Genomic DNA, 19,198 nt, shown 5'->3' with positions numbered 1-19,198 from the left:
ACGCCCCCTCTCGATCATGTCGAGGACGACACAGCGTGGGAGGTACCCGTGAGCAGCACCCTCTTCCGGACGAAGAAGGTCGAGCAGTCCATCCGCGATACCGAGGAGCCAGAGCACGCGCTCAAGAAGTCGTTGTCCGCGCTGGATCTGACCGTCTTCGGCGTCGGTGTCATCATCGGCACCGGCATCTTCGTCCTGACCGGCACCGTCGCCAAGAACAACGCAGGACCGGCCGTCGCCCTGGCTTTCGTCGTGGCCGGTGTCGTCTGCGCGCTCGCCGCGCTCTGTTACGCCGAGTTCGCCTCCACCGTCCCGGTGGCCGGATCGGCGTACACCTTCGCGTACGCCTCCCTCGGTGAACTGCCCGCCTGGATCATCGGCTGGGACCTGGTCCTGGAGTTCGCGCTGGGCACGGCGGTGGTGTCCGTCGGCTGGTCCGGCTACATCGCCTCGCTGCTGGACAACGCGGGCTGGCATCTGCCGGCGGCGCTCGGCAGCCGCGACGGGGCCCACGGCTTCGGCTTCGACATCCTCGCCGCCGCGCTCGTCCTGGTGCTCACCGGCATCCTCGTGCTCGGCACCAAGCTCTCCGCGCGCGTGACCTCGGTCGTCGTCGCCATCAAGGTGACGGTCGTCCTGACCGTCATCATCGCCGGTGCCTTCTTCGTCAGCGGCGACAACTACCACCCGTTCGTCCCGAAGGCGAAGGGCGTGCCGGCCGGTGACAGTCTCCAGTCGCCGCTGATCCAGCTGATGTTCGGCTGGGCGCCCTCCAACTTCGGCGTGATGGGCATCTTCACCGCGGCCTCCGTCGTCTTCTTCGCCTTCATCGGCTTCGACGTCGTCGCCACGGCCGCCGAGGAGACCAGGAACCCGCAGCGCGACATGCCCCGCGGCATCCTCGGCTCCCTCATCATCTGCACGACCCTCTATGTGGCCGTGTCGATCGTCGTGACGGGTATGCAGAAGTACACGGACCTGTCCATCACAGCCCCGCTCGCGGACGCCTTCAAGGCCACCGGCCACCCCTGGTTCGCGGGCTTCATCAGCTTCGGCGCCGCGGTCGGCCTGACGACGGTGTGCATGATCCTGCTGCTGGGCCAGACCCGGGTCTTCTTCGCGATGAGCCGCGACGGACTGCTGCCCACGTTCTTCTCCCACGTCCACCCGAAGTTCCGGACCCCGCACCGCCCGACCATCCTGCTCGGCGTGATCATCGCGATCGTCGCCGGCTTCACGCCCCTGAGCGAACTCGCCGAACTGGTCAACATCGGCACCCTGTTCGCCTTCGTGGTCGTCGCGATCGGCGTGATCATCCTCCGCAAGTCCCGCCCCGACCTGCCGCGGGCCTTCCGCACCCCCTGGGTGCCGTTCATCCCGATCCTGTCGGTGGCGGCCTCCCTCTGGCTGATGCTCAACCTGCCGGCCGAGACCTGGCTGCGGTTCGCGATCTGGATGGTCATCGGCTTCCTCGTCTACTTCCTCTACGGCCGCACGCACAGCCGTCTCGCACAGCGCACGGCGACGACCGCCGACACCACGGAGTAACACATACGTTCCACCTCTCCGGCCCCGTATGTCCTGCTCACTCAGGAGATACGGGGCCGGATAGCGTGCCGCCCATGCCCGCAGAGCTCCTGCTCCCGTCACCCTCCGTACCCGGTTCCCGTACGGCGTACTGGAGCCGCCTGCTGCCCCTGCTCGCGGCGCTGGCCTGCGCGACGAGGCTCCCGTCCTTCACCCGGCCCCTCTGGAACCCGGACGAGGGTTATCTCGCCGTACAGGCACGGCTGCTGGCACACGGCGGACAGCTCTACGAGACGGTCGTCGACCGCAAGCCGCCGCTCGTACCGTGGCTCTACGAGGCCGCGTTCGCGGTGACGGGCTCCGGCACGCTGGCCGGGGTGCGGGTCCTGGCGGTCCTGGCCCAACTCCTCACCGCCGCCCTGCTGGCCGCCCTGGCCCGCCGCCGCTGGGGCGACACGTCCGGCCGTACCGCCGGTGGGCTGTACCTGCTGATCTCCGTCGGACTGAACCCCGAGGACGCCCAGGCCGCGACCTTCGAGGTGTTCCTGCTGCCCTGCACGGCCGCGGCGATGTGGTGCGCGGACCGGCGGCGGTGGGGCGCGGCGGGGACGGCGGTCGCGTGCGCCTTCCTGACCAAGCAGACGGGCGGGACGGTGCTGCTGCCGGTGCTGTGGCTGTACGTCGCCTCGGGCGCGCGGCGTGGTGGCCTTGCGCGGCTGGTCGCGGGGGCGGTGGTGCCGGTGCTGTGCGCGGCGCTGGTCACGGACCCGGCGGGCTTCGTGTTCTGGACGGTGACGGGCTCGGGCGCCTACGCGACCCTGACCGGCTCCGAACTCCACGTTCTGGCAAGGGGTCTGGTCAACACCGCGATCGTGTCGGTGGCCTGCGTGGGCCTGATCGCGCCTGTCGTACGGGCCCGGCGCGCACCGGCGACCGATCTGTGGCTGTGGCTGCTCGCGTCGGCGGCCGCGGTCCTGCTCGGCCTCCACTTCTTCGGCCACTACTACCTCCAACTCCTCCCGCCGGTCGCGCTCCTGGCCGCGGGAGCGCTTAGCGCGGTGCCGTACGACCGCACGGTCACGGCGGTGCTCACGTCGGCCTGCGCGTGCGTGCTGTTCCTGACCTGGGGTGTGCTGGCCCCTCGCCCGGACCTCGACCACGCCCGACGGGTCGCGCAGGCGGTGTCGTCCCGCACCTCGCCGGGCGATCCGGTCCTGGTCTGGGGGATACACCCGGAGACGTACTGGCTGGCGGACCGCGCCCCGGCCACCCGCTATCTGACGGCGGGTCTCCTCACGAACTACAGCGGGGGCCGGGACGGCGGGCGGGTGGGGGAGAGGTACGCGGTCCGGGGTGCGTGGACGGTGTTCCGGCGGGAGGCGGGATCGGCGGTCCTGGTGGTGGACGACTCCCGGGGCAAGCCGTACGCGCCGGAACGGGTGCGGGGCCTCCGGCGGTTGTTGGCGGCGGGGTACGAGGAGGTGGGGGCGGTGGATGGGGCGGTGCTGTATGTGCGACGGGGGTAGGGGGCGCGTCGTCGGGTGCGGCCGGGTGGGGGCTGGTCGCGCAGTTCCCCGCGCCCCTGACTGGGTGCAGTCAACGCATGCCCGGCCGTACCCACCTGGGGGCGCGGGGAACTGCGCGACCAGCCACGACGCACCCGCAGTCACTCACCCGCAGGTCTCACGGACGAACCGTCCGCGGCCCCGCCACCTCCGCCCCCAATTCCCCGACCCTCCGCCGAAGTTCCCGATCCGCCGTCACCACCAGCACCGGCCGCTCGCCCGCCCCCGCGACCAGCTCCACCATGTGGTCGTCCCCGCTTCCCGGAGCGGACTCCACCCGCACCCCCGGCACCGACTCCACCCCCCGAGCCGCGCCCTCCACCACCAGCACGATCTCCACCGGCCCGTCCCGCCCCGGCACCCCGTCCGCCGCCAGCCGGTCCCGCAGCCGCTCCGCCGCCCCCCGCCGGTCCCGCCACCACCCGTCCGGCACCGACCCGACGACGTTCGCGGCATCCACGACGACCAACAGCACGTCACTCATGTCCCCAGCGTCCCACGACCGGCCCACCCGAAGACGGCGTTGACCGCCTGATTAGAGTGGACCCGTGTCAATGGTCCGTACAGTGAACGGCGACTGGCTCATCCGCGCCCGCGACGGCCGACTCGGTGTCTACGCCCTCCGTGACGAAGCGGTGTGGTGCAGGGCGGAGCGCCACCCGGGCGGCGACACCTGGCTGCCCTGGCGCAAGGTCGGCGGCGGCCAGCGCCTGCATCCCGGACTCGCCGTGGGACACGGCGTCGACGGTTACGCACACCTCGTCTCCTGGCGGCCCACCAAGGCGCAGGAGGCGGGCCTGGTCCACTCCACGCACTTCCGCGTCCACCTCGCCGCCCTCGACTGGGCCCCGGTCGGTCATCCCGACAAGGCCGGCCCACGCACCGGCGTGCCCGCCGTGGCCGTCGACGCGGAGGGCCGGGCCCATGTCTTCGTCCGCGACCGCGGGAACGGTGTGCGCGGGCTCGTCCAGAAGGAACGCGGCGGCTGGAACGCCTGGGCCGACCTCGGAGGGACCCGCGTGCACGAGCAACTGACCGCCGTGACGGGGGAGTCGGGCCGGGTCGAGCTGTACGGCACCGACGCGGCCGGCATCCTGCGCTGGCTCCCGGGGGAGGCGGGCGCGCCTCCCGTCCCGGCCGACCCGCTGCCGGTGCGCGTCGAGCCGGGCACGCTCAGCGCGCTGCCCACCTCCAAGGAACACACCACCCTGTTCTACGCGGACCCCGAGGGCATGCTGTACGCCTGGCGTGCGGACACCGAGCCCATCCCGCTGCTGGCGGCGGCCGGCCCCGGCCCGGCGGCCCTGCTGCGCTGCACGCTGGAGGGCCACGACTGCACGATGCTCGCCCAGCGTTCGGCCTCCGGCCGGGTCGCCTTCGCCGCCTGTCCGACGGAGCAGGAGGCGGCGGGCCTGTGGTGGACCGAGTCCGGGCCGCAGTTGCCGACGGGCACGGCCGTGGCCCTCGCCGAGGACGCGGACGGCCGTATCGTCGCCGCGACGGTGACCCCTGAGGGCGAGCTCCGCATCGCCCGGCAGAAGGACGAGCCGGGACTCGCGCTGGCGGCCTGGCAGGAGGTCTGAGCGCCCACCCGGCCCGTCCGGTCACGGTGCACGACAGAGGGCCCCCGCCGAAGCGGAGGCCCTCGTCAACTGCCTGGGTGTTACGCCGGAACCGAAGCCAGGCCCGGAGCCAGGAACTTCTTGCCGTTGACGCGCTCGGAGACACCCTCGCGGTCCAGGTACGGCGTGATGCCGCCCAGGTGGAAGGGCCAGCCGGCGCCCGTGATCAGGCAGAGGTCGATGTCCTGCGCCTCGGCGACGACACCCTCGTCGAGCATGAGCCCGATCTCCTGGGCGACGGCGTCCAGGACGCGCTCACGGACCTGCTCCTCGGACAGGACGACATCGCCCTGCTTGAGCAGCGCCGCGACCTCGGGGTCGAGCTCGGGCTTGCCGCTGTCGTAGACGTAGAAGCCGCGCTTGCCCGCCTTGACGACGGCCGCGAGGTTCGGGGAGACCGTGAAGCGGTCCGGGAAGGCCCGGTTGAGGGTCTCCGAGACGTGCAGACCGATCGCGGGACCGACCAGCTCGAGCAGGACGAGCGGCGACATCGGCAGGCCCAGGGGCTCCACCGCCTTCTCCGCCACGGCCACCGGGGTGCCCTCGTCGATGACGTTCTGGATCTCGCCCATGAAGCGGGTGAGGATGCGGTTCACGACGAACGCCGGGGCGTCCTTGACCAGAACCGCGGTCTTCTTCAGCTTCTTGGCGACGGCGAAGGCGGTGGCCAGCGAGGCGTCGTCGGTCTGCTCACCGCGGACGATCTCCAGCAGGGGGAGGATGGCGACCGGGTTGAAGAAGTGGAAGCCGACGACCCGCTCGGGGTTCTTCAGCTTCGACGCCATCTCCGAGACGGAGAGGGAGGAGGTGTTGGTGGCGAGGATCGCGTGCGCCGGGGCGACCGCCTCGACCTCCGCGAACACCTGCTGCTTGACGCCGATCTCCTCGAACACGGCCTCGATGATGAAGTCCGCGTCGGAGAAGCCCTCCGCCTTGTCCAGCACACCGGTGACCAGGGCCTTGAGGCGGTTGGCCTTGTCCTGGTTGATACGGCCCTTGCCGAGCAGCTTCTCGATCTCGGCGTGGACGTAGCCCACACCCTTGTCGACGCGCTCCTGGTCGATGTCGGTCAGCACGACCGGCACCTCCAGGCGGCGCAGGAAGAGCAGCGCGAGCTGGGAGGCCATCAGACCGGCGCCGACGACACCGACCTTGGTGACCGGGCGGGCCAGGTTCTTGTCCGGGGCGCCCGCGGGACGCTTGCCGCGCTTCTGCACCAGGTTGAACGCGTAGATGCCGGAGCGCAGTTCGCCACCCATGATCAGGTCGGCGAGGGCCTGGTCCTCGGCGTCGTAGCCCTGCTGGAGGTCGCCGTTCTTGGCGGCCTCGATGATGTCCAGGGCGCGGTAGGCGGCCGGAGCGGCCCCGTGCACCTTGGAGTCGGCAACGAAACGGCCCTTGGCGACGGCCTGGTCCCAGGCCTCACCGCGGTCGATCACCGGGCGGTCGACGACGATCTCGCCCTTGAGGACGGACGCCGTCCACAGCAGGGACTGCTCCAGGAAGTCCGCGCCCTCGAACAGCGCGTCGGCGATGCCCAGTTCGTAGACCTGGACGCCCTTGAGCTGCTTGTTCTGGTTGAGGGAGTTCTCGATGATGACCGAGACGGCCTTCTCGGCGCCGATCAGGTTCGGCAGCAGCGTGCAGCCGCCCCAGCCGGGGACCAGACCGAGGAAGACCTCGGGGAGCGAGAAGGCGGGCAGGGCCGCGGACACCGTGCGGTAGGTGCAGTGCAGACCGACCTCGACGCCACCGCCCATCGCGGCACCGTTGTAGTACGCGAAGGTCGGCACCGCGATGCCGGCGAGGCGCTTGAAGACCTCGTGGCCGCCCTTGCCGATGGCGAGCGCGTCCTTGTGCTCCTTGAGGAGCTCGACACCCTTCAGGTCCGCGCCGACGGCGAAGATGAACGGCTTGCCGGTGATGCCGACACCGACGATCTCGCCGGCCGACGCCTCCTTCTCGACCTGGTCGATGGCGGTGTTCAGGTTCGCCAGCGAGGCCGGGCCGAAGGTGGTCGGCTTGGTGTGGTCGAAGCCGTTGTCCAGCGTGATGAGCGCGAAACGGCCCGCGTTGAACGGCAGGTCCAGGTGGCGTACGTGCGCCTGGGTGACTACCTCGTCCGGGAACAGCTCGGCCGCACCCTTCAAGAGCTCAGTGGTGCTCACTTGCTGCCTCCGGCGTCCTTGTGGTTCGGGTTCTCCCAGATGACCGTCGCGCCCATGCCGAAGCCGACGCACATGGTGGTCAGGCCGTAGCGGACCTCGGGCTGCTCCTCGAACTGACGGGCCAGCTGCGTCATCAGACGCACACCCGAGGAGGCCAGCGGGTGACCGAAGGCGATCGCGCCGCCGTACTGGTTGACGCGCTCGTCGTCGTCCGCGATGCCGTAGTGCTCCAGGAAGGCGAGGACCTGGACCGCGAAGGCCTCGTTGATCTCGAAGAGACCGATGTCGGAGATCGACAGACCCGCCTGCGCGAGCGCCTTCTCGGTGGCCGGGATCGGGCCGTAGCCCATGACCTCCGGCTCGACACCCACGAAGGAGTACGAGACGAGACGCATCTTCACCGGCAGGTCGTTCTCGCGGGCGAAGTCCTCGGAGGCGATGAGGGAGGCGGTGGCGCCGTCGTTCAGACCGGCCGCGTTACCGGCGGTGACCCGACCGTGGACGCGGAACGGCGTCTTCAGGCCCGACAGGTTCTCCAGGGTGGTCCCCGGGCGCATCGGCTCGTCGGCGGTCACGAGGCCCCAGCCGGTCTCACCGGCCTCCGGGTTGGTGCGGCGGACCGAGATCGGCACCAGGTCGGCCTGGATCTTGCCGTTGGCGTACGCCTTGGCGGCCTTCTCCTGGGAGCGCACGGCGTACTCGTCGGCGCGCTGCTTGGTGATCGTCGGGTACCGGTCGTGCAGGTTCTCGGCGGTCATGCCCATGAACAGGGCCGACTCGTCGACGAGCTTCTCGCTCACGAACCGCGGGTTCGGGTCCACGCCCTCGCCCATGGGGTGGCGGCCCATGTGCTCGACACCACCGGCGATGGCGATGTCGTACGCCCCGAAGGCCACCGAACCGGCCACCGCGGTGACGGCGGTCAGCGCACCGGCGCACATGCGGTCGATGGAGTAACCCGGCACGGACTGCGGCAGACCGGCGAGGATCCCCGCGGTACGGCCGATGGTGAGCCCCTGGTCACCGATCTGCGTGGTCGCGGCGATGGCGACCTCGTCGATCTTCTTGGGGTCGAGACCCGGGTTGCGGCGCAGCAGCTCCCGGATCGCCTTCACGACGAGGTCGTCGGCGCGGGTCTCGTGGTAGATGCCCTTCGGGCCCGCCTTGCCGAACGGGGTGCGGACGCCGTCGACGAAGACGACGTCCCTGACGGTACGAGGCACGATGGCTCTCCTCCAGATGCGGGATCTGCACTGCTGCGATGCGCTGAGCGCGCGCTCAGGACCCATGCTACTTATCAGTAACGTGACTGCCCACCCCTGGCGGCCGGAGCGGCGAAGGTCACACCCCGGGAGGTGCTGTGGAACCCCTCGGTGTCAGTACCGGAGTGGGCACCGGGTGCGAACCCGGACCCTCCGCGGTGATCACCCCGAACAGCGTACGCGCCGCCTCCGCGCCGAATCCGTGCACGTCGTGGCTCATCGCGGAGAGCGTGGGATGGGTGAGCCGGCACAGCTGGGAGTCGTCCCAGGCGAGCAGCGAGACGTCACGCGGGACGTGCAGCCCCATCTCCGCCGTGACCGACAGCCCGGCGACCGCCATGATGTCGTTGTCGTAGACGATCGCCGTCGGCCGGTCGCTCGGCGGGGCGGTCAGCAGGGACCGGGTGGCCCGCCCTCCGGACTCTCCCGAGTAGTCGGTGGTCACCTGCCAGGCCCCCGCAAGGCCCAGCCCGCGCGCCGCGTCGTCGAACGCGGCCGTCCGCATCGCCGTGTGCCCCAGCGCCGCCGCGCCCCCCACCCGGGCGATCCGCCGATGCCCCAGCGCCGCCAGATACCGCACGGCCTCCGTCACGGCGGTGGCGTCGTCGGTCCACACGGAGGTGAGGCCGCCGGTGAACGACGGATGCCCTACGGCCACCACCGGCATCCCCAGCCGTTCGGCCGCCGCGACACGTGGATCGTCCGCCCGGAAGTCGACCAGGATCGACCCCCCGACCTGCCGTCCCCGCCACCACGACTCCTGGAGCCCGACCTCCTCCTCCACGTTCCGCACGAGCCGCAGCAGCAGCGAGCAGTTCCGCTCGATCAGCACGCTCTCCACGCCCGACACGAACTCCATGTAGAAGGGTTCGAGCCCCAGCAGCCGGGCCGGCCGGCAGATCGCGAGCCCTACGACGTCCACCCGCGACCCGGCCAGCGTCCGCGCCGTGAGGTTCGGCGCCCAGCCCAGCTCCCGGGCGGCCAGGAAGATCCGGTCCCGGGTCGCCTCCGACAGCCCCGGCTTGTGGTTGAAGGCGAGTGACACGGCCCCCTTGGACACCCCGGCGCGCGCGGCGACGTCCTTGATGGTGACGCGAGGGGCCGGCTGGGCTGTCATCGGCTGGGCTCCAGGCAGTACAGGGCGGACCGGGCGGCATCCGCATCAGGAGTCTCCCAGCCCCGTACCCCGATGGTCACCCGCTCCCCGGGCAACAGCGTCACCAGCCCCCGGTCGGCCCGCGCCGCCGGATCCAACCGGTCCGCCTGGAGCAACAGATCCCGTACGAGGGTGTGGGCCGTCACCGTCACGGCCCCCGGGCCCACGGACACGTCGAACTCCGGCCGCGGGTAGGGGATTTCACGGTCGGGGGAGGGGAAGTGCAGGGCCCGCAGCCCACCCGCGCCCAGGCCCGCCCCACCGAGCCCGCCCGCGCCCGTCTCCGGCCCCGCGTCCGCCTCATCCCCTCGGGTCGTCCCACCGAACCCGCCCACATCCGCCACCAGGAACTCCTTCGGCCCCGCCGGCACCAGCTCCGGCGGCACCGTCACATCGGCCACCGTCCGTCGGTCCGCGCGGAAGCCCACCTCGGACTCGTCGATCACGTCGCCGTCCACCGACATCCGCCGCAGCCGCAGCACCCCCGCCCACGGCTCACCCGCCTGGTTGACCACCGCCAACACCAGCCCCCACTCCCGCTCCTGAACCGTCAGCAACCGATCCGCGTACAGTCGCCGCAGCTCGTGGTACAGCGGCTTCTCCCGCCCGCCACCGTCCACCGCCGCCCAACTCGTCACCGGCCAGCAGTCGTTGAGCTGCCACACCACCGTCCCCGCACACACCGGCCAGTGCGACCGCCAGTGCTCGATCCCGGCGGCCACCGCCCGTGCCTGGTTGACCTGCGTGAGGTAGTGCCAGCGGTCGAAGTCCCCCTCGGGGAAGGCGAAATGGCGCTCCAGGCCACGACGTAGTTTCCCGTTCCCGTCGTCCGCCTTCTGGTGGTGCAGCACCCCGGGGGAGTCCGCCGCGAGCTCCTCCCCGGGCAGCGCACGCGCGAGCGTGGCGTACGAGGGCGGTGCCTGCCAGCCGAACTCGGCCACGAATCGAGGGACATCGTCGCGATACCCGGCGTAGTCGAGACGGTTCCACACCTCCCAGGAGTGGTGTGTCCCGTGCGCCGGGTCGTTCGGATGGTGCTCCCACGACCCGGACCAGGGACTGCCCGCCGTGTAAGGACGCGTGGGGTCCAACTCGGCCACCACCCCCGGCAGTACGCCCAGGTAGTACCCCTCGCCCCAGGAGTCCCCGGCGAGCCGCGCCTCCCACCCCCAGTCACGGAACCCCCACAGATTCTCGTTGTTGCCGTTCCACAGCACGAGCGAGGGATGCGGCATCAGCCGTACGACGTTCTCCCGCGCCTCCGCCTCCACCTCGCCCCTGAGCGGCTGTTCCTCCGGATAGGCCGCGCAGGCGAACGGGAAGTCCTGCCAGACCAGCAGCCCCAACTCGTCGCAGGCGTCGTAGAAGTCCTCGCTCTCGTAGATCCCCCCGCCCCAGATCCGTACGAGATCGACGCCCGCGTCGGCCGCCTGCCCGAGTCGCTCCCGGTACCGCTCACGGGTCATCCGGGAGGGGAACACGTCGTCCGGGATCCAGTTCACGCCGCGAGCGAAGAGCCGCTCGCCATTCAGCACGAACGTGAACCCCGTGCCGTGCTCATCTGCCGATCGGTCCAGCTCGACGGTCCGAAAGCCCACCCGCCGCCGCCACACGTCCAGCGGTCGGCCCTCGTGCAGCAGCGTCAACTCCACGTCATACAGCGGCTGTTCACCGTAGCCGCGCGGCCACCACAGCCGGGCGTCGGGCACCTCCAGCCGCACGGTCCCCGAGGTTCCGTCGATCGCCGCGCGCGCCCGCACCCCGCCCACGGAAGCCTCCACCGTCAGCGGCGCCTCGACCCGGGAGCGCTCCACGTCGACCGCCAACTCCACGATCCCCACGCCCTGTTCGACGGTCACCAGCGGCCTCACCCGGGCGATCCGGGCCGTCGACCACCGCTCCAGACGCACCGGCCGCCAGATCCCGGCCGTCACCAGCGTGGGCCCCCAGTCCCAGCCGAACGAGCAGGCCATCTTGCGGATGTACTGATAGGGCTCGGCATACGCGGCGGGCCGCTCGCCCAGCTTCCCGCGCACCGCCTCGGCCTCGGCGTACGCGGAGACGAACCGCACGACGAGCCGCCCGGACATGCCGGTCACGTCGAAGCGGTACGAGCGGTGCATGTTCCTTGTCCGGCCCAGGAGTTGCCCGTCGAGCCGGATCTCGGCCGCGGTGTCCAGGCCGTCGAAGACGAGGTCGGTCTGCTCATGCCCGTTCGGGGGCGCGAGGTCGCTCTCGTAGGTCCACTCCCGCCGCCCCACCCACGCGACCTCGGTCTCGTTGCGCCCGAGGAAGGGATCCGGGATCACCCCCGCCGCCAGCAGATCGGTGTGCACACAGCCCGGCACGACGGCGGGCAGCGTGCCCTCCTCGTGCCGCAGGATCCAGCCGTCGGTGAGCGGTGTGGCCTGAAGCATGAACGCACTCCCTAAACCGATCAAGTCCAGTGTTGCGAAAGCTTTTCGGCATCGTTGGCGCGATAGGGACTTTACCGGTTAAGAAAACGTTGTCAGAGTACCGAACCAGCCAACCCGCTCGTGCTCGTCCGTCCCGTGAACGGAGCTGATGCACATGAACCGCCGTACAGTCCTGTCCTTGGCCATGGTCGCGAGTGCCGCCCTGCTGCTCCCTGGGTGCACAGGCGCCGGGGGATCCTCAAAGGGCGCCGACGCCAAGGCTCCTGACGATCCGTCGAAGGTCACCGGCACCATCAAGGTCCTCACCCAGCGCACCGACCTCGTGCAGGACGGCACGATGAAGAAGTACGCCGCCGCGTTCAACAAGACCTATCCGAAGGTCAAGGTCGAGTTCGAGGCCCTCACCAACTACGAGGCCGAGGTCAAGATCCGGATGAACACCGAGAACTACGGTGACGTCCTGCTGATCCCCGCGGTCATCAAGAAGGCCGACTACCCGAGGTTCTTCGCCTCGCTGGGCACCCAGGCCGAACGCGCCAAGAAGTACCGCTTCACCGACTACGCCACCGTCGACGGCAAGGTCTACGGCCAGAGCCCGATCGGCGTGGCCCCCGGGTTCGTCTACAACAAGCGAATCTGGAAGGAGGCCGGGGTCACCGAATGGCCCACCACCCCGGCCGAGTTCATCAAGGACCTCAAGGCGATCAAGGCCAGGACCGACGCGATCCCGTACTACACCAACTTCGCGGCCGGCTGGACGCTCACCTCGTGGACGTCGGTCGACGGCGCGGTCCACTGCGACCCGCAGGCCACCACCAAGCTGGCCCAGGACGACCCGTGGGCCGAGGGCGCCGACCTGCGCGTCGGCGACACCCTGCTCTACGACATCGTGAAGGCGGGCCTGATCGAGAAGGACCCGACGACCAGCAACTGGGAGGAGTCCAAGCCCCGCACCGCCAAGGGCGAGATCGCCACCCAGTGGCTCGGCACCTGGGCGATCGTGCAGTTCAAGGACGCCGCCAAGAAGGCCGGGGTGAACCCGGACGACATCGGTTTCATGCCCTTCCCGTCCCAGACGGACGGCAGGTTCTGCGCGACCGTCGCCCCGGACTACAACCAGGCCGTCAACGTCCACTCCCAGCACAAGGAGGCCGCCCGCGCCTGGATCGACTGGTTCACCGACAAGTCCGGCTACGTCGAGGACAACCTGGCCATCTCCCCGCTCAAGGACGCGGCCCTGCCCGAGGTGATGAAGCCGTACGAGGAGCAGGGCGTGAAGCTCATCGAGGTCGACGACGCCAAGGGCGCCCGGGTCAAGCAGCTCGACAGCGACTCGGAGGTGGGCATCTACGCCCCCGAGTACCGCCAGAACCTCGTCGATCTCGCCCGCGGAGCCCGCAAGGGCAGCCTGGACGGCTTCCTCGACGACCTCAGCAAGCGCTGGACGGACGCCCAGAAGAACCTGGGGTCCTGATGACGGACACGACACAGAAGGCGGCCGTGGAGGTGACCCCGGCCGCCCCCGTCCCGGCGCCCGCCCCGCGCCGGACCCGTGCGTGGCGAGGCGTCACCCCCTGGCTGTTCCTGATCGCCCCGCTGGCCCTGCTGGTCACCTTCACCTACGCGCCGATCGTCAACATGCTCGCGTACAGCTTCACCGACTGGGACGGCGTCAGCCCCGTACTGCACTACACGGGCACCGAGAACTACCAGGAGGTCTTCACCCGCCCGGATCTCTTCGAGGTGTTCTGGGTCAGCGGCTACTACCTCGCCGCCTCCGCGGTCCAGATCGTCCTCGCGCTCTACTTCGCGACGGTCCTGAGCTTCAACGTCCGCTTCCGGAACTTCTTCAAGGGCGTGCTCTTCTTCCCGTACCTGATCAACGGGGTCGCGATCGGCTTCGTGTTCCTGTACTTCTTCCAGGACGGCGGCACCCTCGACTCGGTGCTGAGCCTGTTCGGAGTCCACACCGACCACGCCTGGCTCGGCACCCCGGCCTCCGCGAACACCTCGCTGGCCGGTGTCTCGGTCTGGCGCTACCTGGGCCTGAACTTCGTCCTCTTCCTGGGCGCGATCCAGTCCATCCCGGGGGAGCTGTACGAGGCCGCGGAGCTGGACGGAGCCAACCGCTGGCACCAGTTCCGCTACATCATCGCGCCGGGCATCAAACCGGTCCTGACGCTGACGGTGATCCTCTCGATCTCCGGCTCGCTCTCGGTCTTCGAGATCCCGTACATCATGACCGGCGGCGCGACCGGCACCGAGACCTTCGTGATCCAGACGGTCAACCTGGCCTTCCGCTTCAACAAGACGGGCCTGGCCTCGGCGGCCGCCGTCGTCCTCCTGCTGATCATCCTGCTGGTGACCTGGGTGCAGCGGCGCCTGGTCCCCGACGACAAGGTGGACCTCGTATGACCCGCCGAACGATCGCCCGCGTCCTGGTCCATCTGTCGCTGATCGCCGCGACGGTGGTGGTCCTGCTCCCGCTCGTGGTCGTCCTGCTCACCTCCCTCAAGTCGGAGAAGGAGATGGCGAACACGAGCGGCGCCCTGGAACTCCCGGACGATCCGCTGAACTTCCACAACTACGTGGCGGCCTTCCAGGACGGCGGGATGCTCTCCGCCTTCACCAACACGGCGATCATCCTGCTGGTCTCGGTGAGCGGCACGGTCCTGATCGGCTCGATGACGGCCTACGCCATCGACCGCTTCACCTTCCGCTTCAAGAAGCTGGTGGTGGCGCTCTTCCTGACGGCCGCGCTGGTCCCCGGCGTCACCACCCAGGTGGCGACGTTCCAGATCGTCAACAGCTTCGGCATGTTCGACTCCCTGTGGGCGCCGATCGTCCTCTACATGGGCACGGACATCGTCTCGATCTACATCTTCCTGCAGTTCGTCCGCTCGATCCCGATCTCCCTGGACGAATCGGCCCGCCTGGACGGCGCCAACGCCTTCACGATCTACCGGAAGATCATCTTCCCGCTGCTGAAGCCGGCGACGGCGACCGTGGTGATCGTGAAGGGCATCACCGTCTACAACGACTTCTACATCCCGTTCCTCTACATGCCCTCGGAAGATCTTGGCGTGATCTCGACGTCGCTGTTCCGCTTCAAGGGCCCGTACGCGGCCCACTGGGAGGTGATCTCGGCGGGAGCGGTCCTGGTGATCCTGCCCACGCTGATCGTCTTCCTGTCATTGCAGCGATTCATCTACAACGGCTTCATGAGGGGCGCGACCAGGTAAGCGCCCCTCCAGGGGCGCGGGGCTGTATCAATGTGCGGCTCCGCCGCGTGGGCGCGACAAGCCACGACGAACCCGCAGCCGCCGTGTCTCAAGTTCCACCCACGGCGGCTATGCGGACAACGCGGCGACCAACACCGGCGTGACCTGCTCGACCTGCCAGGCCCGAGCCCCGAAGCCGGCCAACGCGGCGCCCACCGACTCAGCACTGACCACACTCGGCGGCTCCCAGCACACCCGCCGCACCGTGTCCGGCGTGATCAGGTTCTCCTGAGGCATGTTCAGCGTCTCGGCCAGCGCGGACACCGCCGCCCGGGCCGCGGACAACCGAGCCGCCGCCGCGGGATCCTTGTCGGCCCAGGCCCGCGGCGGCGGCGGCCCCGTCACCGGCTGCCCGGGCTGCGGCAGCTGCGCCTCGGCCAGGGCCCTGGCCCGGTCGACGGCCGCCTGCCACTGCTCCAGCTGCCGCCGCCCCATGCGGTGCCCGAACCCGTTCAACGCGGCCAGCGCGTGCACGTTGACCGGCAGCGAGAGCGCGGCCTCGACGATCGCCGCGTCGGACAGCACCTTGCCCGGCGACACGTCCCGCCGCTGGGCGATCCGGTCCCGCGCCTCCCACAGCTCCCGCACGACCGCCAGCTGCCGACGCCGCCGTACCTTGTGCATCCCGGAGGTCCGGCGCCAGGGTTCCTTGCGCGGCTCAGCCGGGGGAGCCGAGGCGATCGCGTCGAACTCCTGAAGGGCCCACTCCAGCTTCCCCTGCCGGTCGAGCTCCTTCTCCAGCGCGTCCCGCAGATCGACGAGCAGCTCCACGTCGAGGGCGGCGTACCGCAGCCAGGGCTCGGGCAGCGGACGGGTCGACCAGTCGACGGCCGAGTGCCCCTTCTCCAGTACGAAGCCCAGCACGCCCTCGACCATCGCGCCGAGCCCGACCCGGGGGAACCCGGCGAGCCGCCCGGCCAGCTCGGTGTCGAAGAGACGCGAGGGGATCATGCCTATCTCGCGAAGACACGGAAGATCCTGCGTGGCGGCGTGCAGCACCCACTCCACACCGGAGAGTGCCTCGCCGAGGCCCGAGAGATCGGGACAGGCCACGGGGTCGATCAGCGCGGTCCCCGCCCCCGCGCGGCGCAGCTGCACGAGATACGCGCGCTGTCCGTAGCGGTAGCCGGACGCCCGCTCGGCGTCGACGGCGACGGGGCCGGAGCCCGCGGCGAACGCGGCGATCACCTCGGCGAGCGCGTCCTCGTCGGCGATCACGGGAGGAATGCCCTCGCGCGGCTCCAGCAGAGGGATCGGAGCCTCCGCGACAGAAGATCCGCCATCGTCCGGAGGGCCGCCTCCGGTGGTTCGCAGTGAAACGTCTGCTGCGGTCTCTTGGGCGTCGGTCACATGTCAAGGGTATCTGTGTATGGACAGCGCCTGCCGACGGAACGTTCCGTCGGCAGGCGCCTGAGGGTCGTAAACCAGTCAGCTCGGAGAAAGCACTGGTTCACGTCCTTGAACAGTGAGGCTCCCGAAGAGCCTCAGTGGATGATGCCGGTACGGAGAGCCACCGCCACCATGCCGGCGCGGTCTCCCGTGCCGAGCTTGCGGGCGATCCGGGCGAGGTGGCTCTTGACGGTCAGTGCGGACAGGCCCATCGAGACGCCGATCGCCTTGTTCGACTGCCCTTCGGCCACCAACCGCAGCACCTCGACCTCACGGCCGGAGAGTTCGCGGTAGCCGCCCGGGTGACTCGGGGCACCCGGGGGGCGGCGGTGCATACGGGCGGCGGCGGCGCCGATGGGGGCGGCTCCCGGTCGGGTGGGGAGCCCGATGTTGGTCCGGGTGCCGGTGACGACGTAGCCCTTGACGCCGCCCGCGAGGGCGTTGCGCACGGCGCCGATGTCGTCGGCCGCGGAGAGGGCGAGCCCGTTGGGCCAGCCCGCGGCGCGGGTCTCCGACAGCAGGGTCAGGCCGGAGCCGTCGGGTAGGTGGACTTCGGCGACGCAGATGTCTCTGGGGCTGCCGATACGGGGGCGGGCCTCTGCCACGGACGAGGCCTCGATGACATCGCGCACACCGAGCGCCCAGAGGTGACGGGTGACGGTGGAGCGGACACGCGGGTCGGCCACGACCACCATGGCGGTGGGCTTGTTCGGGCGGTAGGCGACCAGGCTTGCGGGCTGCTCGAGGAGAACGGACACCGGGCCTCCTGGGGTGCGGGACGGCTTGGAAGGTCACAGACGTCTTCGGCACCGAACCCGGCGTCCTTTAGAGAATGATCACGATCTAGTGAGTAACAATTAGTGCAATTCGGACGTACGGTCGATCGTTCGGTGAACATATCGGTTCGTTCGAGGGGCCACTCCTGACTGAAAGTGGCCGTATCGACAAATTGATGCTCCGCACGGGTGGTCAGCGGGCCTGCGGATCCCGCCGCTGTGGCAACGTCACGACCGACGCGTCCCCCGGACCGGCCGGCGGCAGGCCCGCGACCTGGGCCAGCAGATCGCACCAGGAGGCGAGGTGCCCCGCCGTGTCCGGCACCCCGCCCAGGCCCTCACGGGGCGTCCAGGAGGCACGGATCTCGATCTGAGAGGCGGCGGGGCGCTCGGACAGGCCGCCGAAGTAGTGCGAGCTCGCGCGCGTGACGGTGCCGCTCGGTTCGCCGTACGACAGCCCCCGCGCCGAGAGCGCGCCGGTCAGCCACGACCAGCACACCTCGGGCAGCAGCGGGTCGGCGGCCATCTCCGGCTCCAGCTCCGCGCGCACCAGCGTCACCAGCCGGAAGGTGCCCCGCCAGGCGTCGTGGCCGTCCGGGTCGTGCAGCAGCACGAGGCGCCCGTCGGCGAGGTCCTGGTCGCCGTCGACGACGGCGGCCTCCAACGCGTACGCGTGCGGGGCGAGCCGCTGCGGTGCCCGCGTCGACTCGATCTCGATCTGCGGCCGCAGCCGACTGGTGCGCAGTGCCTGAACCGCGGCCTGGAAGGCCGGCGGAGCCGCTCCGCTCCCTTCCCGGTCACTCCCCTTCGCGTCGTCCATTCCGCCCGTGTCGTCCGACAGTCGTCCCTGTGCCGCAGCCATGCGGGAAGGTTAAGGGGAACGGGGGCGTGGTGCGGGCCTAGACACCCTGACTCGGCTCCATGCCCACACAGACACCGCGCACTCGGCACTCATCACACCGTGCGAGACTTTCCGACGTGAGTGCACACCAGACGCCGCCGTCAGCCACGTACGAATCCGCCTTCCTCAAGGCCTGCCGGCGCGAACCCGTGCCGCACACCCCGGTGTGGTTCATGCGCCAGGCCGGGCGCTCGCTGCCGGAGTACCGCAAGGTCCGCGAGGGCATCCCGATGCTCGAGTCCTGCACGCGGCCCGAGCTGGTCGCCGAGATCACCCTCCAGCCGGTCCGCCGGCACGGCGTGGACGCGGCGATCTACTACAGCGACATCGTCGTCCCGCTCAAGGCCATCGGCATCGACCTCGACATCAAGCCCGGCGTCGGCCCGGTCGTCGAGCGCCCCATCCGCACCCGTGCCGACCTGGCCCAGCTGCGCGACCTCACCCCCGAGGACGTCTCCTACGTCACCGAGGCCATCGGCCTGCTGACCGCCGAGCTCGGTCCGACCCCGCTCATCGGTTTCGCCGGCGCGCCTTTCACCCTCGCGAGTTACCTCGTCGAGGGCGGCCCGTCGCGCACGTACGAGAACGCCAAGTCGATGATGTACGGCGACCCCGAGCTGTGGGCCGACCTGCTCGACCGGCTCGCCGAGATCACGGCCGCCTTCCTGAAGGTCCAGATCGAGGCCGGCGCCTCCGCGGTCCAGCTCTTCGACTCCTGGGCCGGTGCGCTCGCCCCCGTCGACTACCGCCGCTCGGTCCTGCCCGCCTCCGCGAAGGTCTTCGAGGCGGTCGCGGGGTACGGCGTCCCTCGCATCCACTTCGGTGTCGGGACCGGCGAGCTGCTGGGGCTCATGGGAGAGGCCGGCGCGGACGTCGTCGGCGTCGACTGGCGCGTCCCGCTCGACGAGGCCGCCCGCCGCGTCGGCCCCGGCAAGGCGCTCCAGGGCAACCTCGACCCGACGGTCCTGTTCGCGTCCACGGAGGCCGTCGAGGCCAAGACCCGCGAGGTCCTGGACTCGGCCGAGGGCCTGGAGGGGCACGTCTTCAACCTCGGCCACGGCGTGATGCCGTCCACCGACCCGGACGCCCTGACCCGCCTCGTGGAGTACGTACACACGCACACCGCCCGCTGAG

15 protein-coding genes are annotated in these 19,198 nt (G+C 70.3%); 7 read left to right on the top strand and 8 right to left on the bottom strand.

Annotated features, from left to right (window positions below; all coding sequences use genetic code 11):
• Positions 1–48: 48 nt before the first annotated feature.
• Both ABZT02_RS04705 and ABZT02_RS04700 read left to right on the top strand, forming a co-directional pair.
• Entirely contained in the window at positions 49–1,548 is a 1,500-nt protein-coding gene (locus ABZT02_RS04705; RefSeq protein ID WP_356014184.1) for an amino acid permease, read from the top strand.
• 74 nt (positions 1,549–1,622) lie between these two features.
• A complete protein-coding gene (locus ABZT02_RS04700; RefSeq protein WP_356014182.1) occupies positions 1,623–3,053 on the top strand; it encodes a glycosyltransferase family 39 protein in 1,431 nt (476 codons plus the stop codon).
• A 157-nt stretch (positions 3,054–3,210) separates the two neighbouring features.
• Here the strand turns inward: ABZT02_RS04700 and ABZT02_RS04695 are convergent, their stop codons facing one another.
• Positions 3,211–3,576 (bottom strand): NTP pyrophosphohydrolase, encoded by a 366-nt coding sequence (locus ABZT02_RS04695; RefSeq protein WP_356014181.1) that lies wholly within the window; start codon positions 3,574–3,576, stop codon positions 3,211–3,213.
• A 70-nt stretch (positions 3,577–3,646) separates the two neighbouring features.
• On the opposite strand from ABZT02_RS04695, the gene ABZT02_RS04690 reads away from it, so the two are divergent.
• Positions 3,647–4,675, top strand: a complete 1,029-nt coding sequence (locus ABZT02_RS04690) for a hypothetical protein (RefSeq protein ID WP_356014179.1) — start codon at positions 3,647–3,649, stop codon at positions 4,673–4,675.
• Positions 4,676–4,755: 80 nt separating this feature from the next.
• Here the strand turns inward: ABZT02_RS04690 and ABZT02_RS04685 are convergent, their stop codons facing one another.
• From ABZT02_RS04685 to ABZT02_RS04670, 4 genes are all read right to left on the bottom strand, one after another.
• Complete coding sequence (locus tag ABZT02_RS04685) at positions 4,756–6,882, bottom strand: 3-hydroxyacyl-CoA dehydrogenase NAD-binding domain-containing protein (RefSeq protein ID WP_356014177.1); 2,127 nt, start codon at positions 6,880–6,882, stop codon at positions 4,756–4,758.
• Positions 6,879–8,105 carry an acetyl-CoA C-acyltransferase gene (locus ABZT02_RS04680; protein ID WP_356014175.1) on the bottom strand — a complete coding sequence of 409 codons (1,227 nt, stop codon included), beginning with the start codon at positions 8,103–8,105 and terminating at the stop codon, positions 6,879–6,881. The genes ABZT02_RS04685 and ABZT02_RS04680 overlap by 4 nt, the downstream gene beginning before the upstream one ends.
• A gap of 118 nt (positions 8,106–8,223) precedes the next feature.
• The gene (locus tag ABZT02_RS04675; RefSeq protein WP_356014173.1) at positions 8,224–9,261 is read right to left on the bottom strand and encodes a LacI family DNA-binding transcriptional regulator; all 1,038 of its coding nucleotides are present in this window, start codon (positions 9,259–9,261) and stop codon (positions 8,224–8,226) included.
• On the bottom strand, positions 9,258–11,717 hold the full coding sequence (locus tag ABZT02_RS04670) for a glycoside hydrolase family 2 protein (protein WP_356014172.1): 2,460 nt from the start codon (positions 11,715–11,717) through the stop codon (positions 9,258–9,260). Before ABZT02_RS04670 ends, ABZT02_RS04675 begins: the two co-directional genes overlap by 4 nt.
• A gap of 154 nt (positions 11,718–11,871) precedes the next feature.
• Here ABZT02_RS04670 and ABZT02_RS04665 point away from each other — a divergent pair, with 154 nt between their 5' ends.
• From ABZT02_RS04665 to ABZT02_RS04655, 3 genes are read left to right on the top strand one after another with little or no spacing between them, the layout of a single operon-like run.
• On the top strand, positions 11,872–13,191 hold the full coding sequence (locus tag ABZT02_RS04665; RefSeq protein WP_356014171.1) for an ABC transporter substrate-binding protein: 1,320 nt from the start codon (positions 11,872–11,874) through the stop codon (positions 13,189–13,191).
• Complete coding sequence (locus ABZT02_RS04660; RefSeq protein WP_356014169.1) at positions 13,191–14,132, top strand: sugar ABC transporter permease; 942 nt, start codon at positions 13,191–13,193, stop codon at positions 14,130–14,132. Before ABZT02_RS04665 ends, ABZT02_RS04660 begins: the two co-directional genes overlap by 1 nt.
• Positions 14,129–14,959: a carbohydrate ABC transporter permease gene (locus ABZT02_RS04655; RefSeq protein WP_356014167.1), complete on the top strand. Its 831-nt coding sequence runs from the start codon at positions 14,129–14,131 to the stop codon at positions 14,957–14,959. The genes ABZT02_RS04660 and ABZT02_RS04655 overlap by 4 nt, the downstream gene beginning before the upstream one ends.
• A 108-nt stretch (positions 14,960–15,067) precedes the next feature.
• Here the strand turns inward: ABZT02_RS04655 and ABZT02_RS04650 are convergent, their stop codons facing one another.
• From ABZT02_RS04650 to ABZT02_RS04640, 3 genes are all read right to left on the bottom strand, one after another.
• Entirely contained in the window at positions 15,068–16,348 is a 1,281-nt protein-coding gene (locus tag ABZT02_RS04650; RefSeq protein WP_356014165.1) for a ribonuclease D, read from the bottom strand.
• A 134-nt stretch (positions 16,349–16,482) separates the two neighbouring features.
• On the bottom strand, positions 16,483–17,145 hold the full coding sequence (locus ABZT02_RS04645) for a response regulator transcription factor (protein WP_356014163.1): 663 nt from the start codon (positions 17,143–17,145) through the stop codon (positions 16,483–16,485).
• A 211-nt stretch (positions 17,146–17,356) separates the two neighbouring features.
• The gene (locus ABZT02_RS04640; RefSeq protein WP_356014161.1) at positions 17,357–18,025 is read right to left on the bottom strand and encodes a DUF3000 domain-containing protein; all 669 of its coding nucleotides are present in this window, start codon (positions 18,023–18,025) and stop codon (positions 17,357–17,359) included.
• 116 nt (positions 18,026–18,141) lie between these two features.
• On the opposite strand from ABZT02_RS04640, the gene hemE reads away from it, so the two are divergent.
• Complete coding sequence (gene hemE / locus ABZT02_RS04635; protein WP_356014160.1) at positions 18,142–19,197, top strand: uroporphyrinogen decarboxylase; 1,056 nt, start codon at positions 18,142–18,144, stop codon at positions 19,195–19,197.
• Position 19,198 lies beyond the last annotated feature (1 nt).

The sequence above is a fragment of the Streptomyces sp. NPDC005402 genome (genome assembly GCF_040606575.1).
Taxonomy (GTDB): Bacteria; Actinomycetota; Actinomycetes; order Streptomycetales; family Streptomycetaceae; genus Streptomyces.
Note: the sequence above shows the minus strand (reverse complement) of the source record. Positions and strands in the feature narration are given on the sequence as shown.

Coding starts and splice junctions, on each gene's coding strand:
- ABZT02_RS04700 (WP_356014182.1), top strand. CDS start 1,623: ATGCCCGCAGAGCTCCTGCTCCCGTCACCCTCCGTACCCGGTTCCCGT.
- ABZT02_RS04695 (WP_356014181.1), bottom strand. CDS start 3,576: ATGAGTGACGTGCTGTTGGTCGTCGTGGATGCCGCGAACGTCGTCGGG.
- ABZT02_RS04690 (WP_356014179.1), top strand. CDS start 3,647: ATGGTCCGTACAGTGAACGGCGACTGGCTCATCCGCGCCCGCGACGGC.
- ABZT02_RS04675 (WP_356014173.1), bottom strand. CDS start 9,261: ATGACAGCCCAGCCGGCCCCTCGCGTCACCATCAAGGACGTCGCCGCG.
- ABZT02_RS04670 (WP_356014172.1), bottom strand. CDS start 11,717: ATGCTTCAGGCCACACCGCTCACCGACGGCTGGATCCTGCGGCACGAG.
- ABZT02_RS04665 (WP_356014171.1), top strand. CDS start 11,872: ATGAACCGCCGTACAGTCCTGTCCTTGGCCATGGTCGCGAGTGCCGCC.
- ABZT02_RS04660 (WP_356014169.1), top strand. CDS start 13,191: ATGACGGACACGACACAGAAGGCGGCCGTGGAGGTGACCCCGGCCGCC.
- ABZT02_RS04655 (WP_356014167.1), top strand. CDS start 14,129: ATGACCCGCCGAACGATCGCCCGCGTCCTGGTCCATCTGTCGCTGATC.
- ABZT02_RS04640 (WP_356014161.1), bottom strand. CDS start 18,025: ATGGCTGCGGCACAGGGACGACTGTCGGACGACACGGGCGGAATGGAC.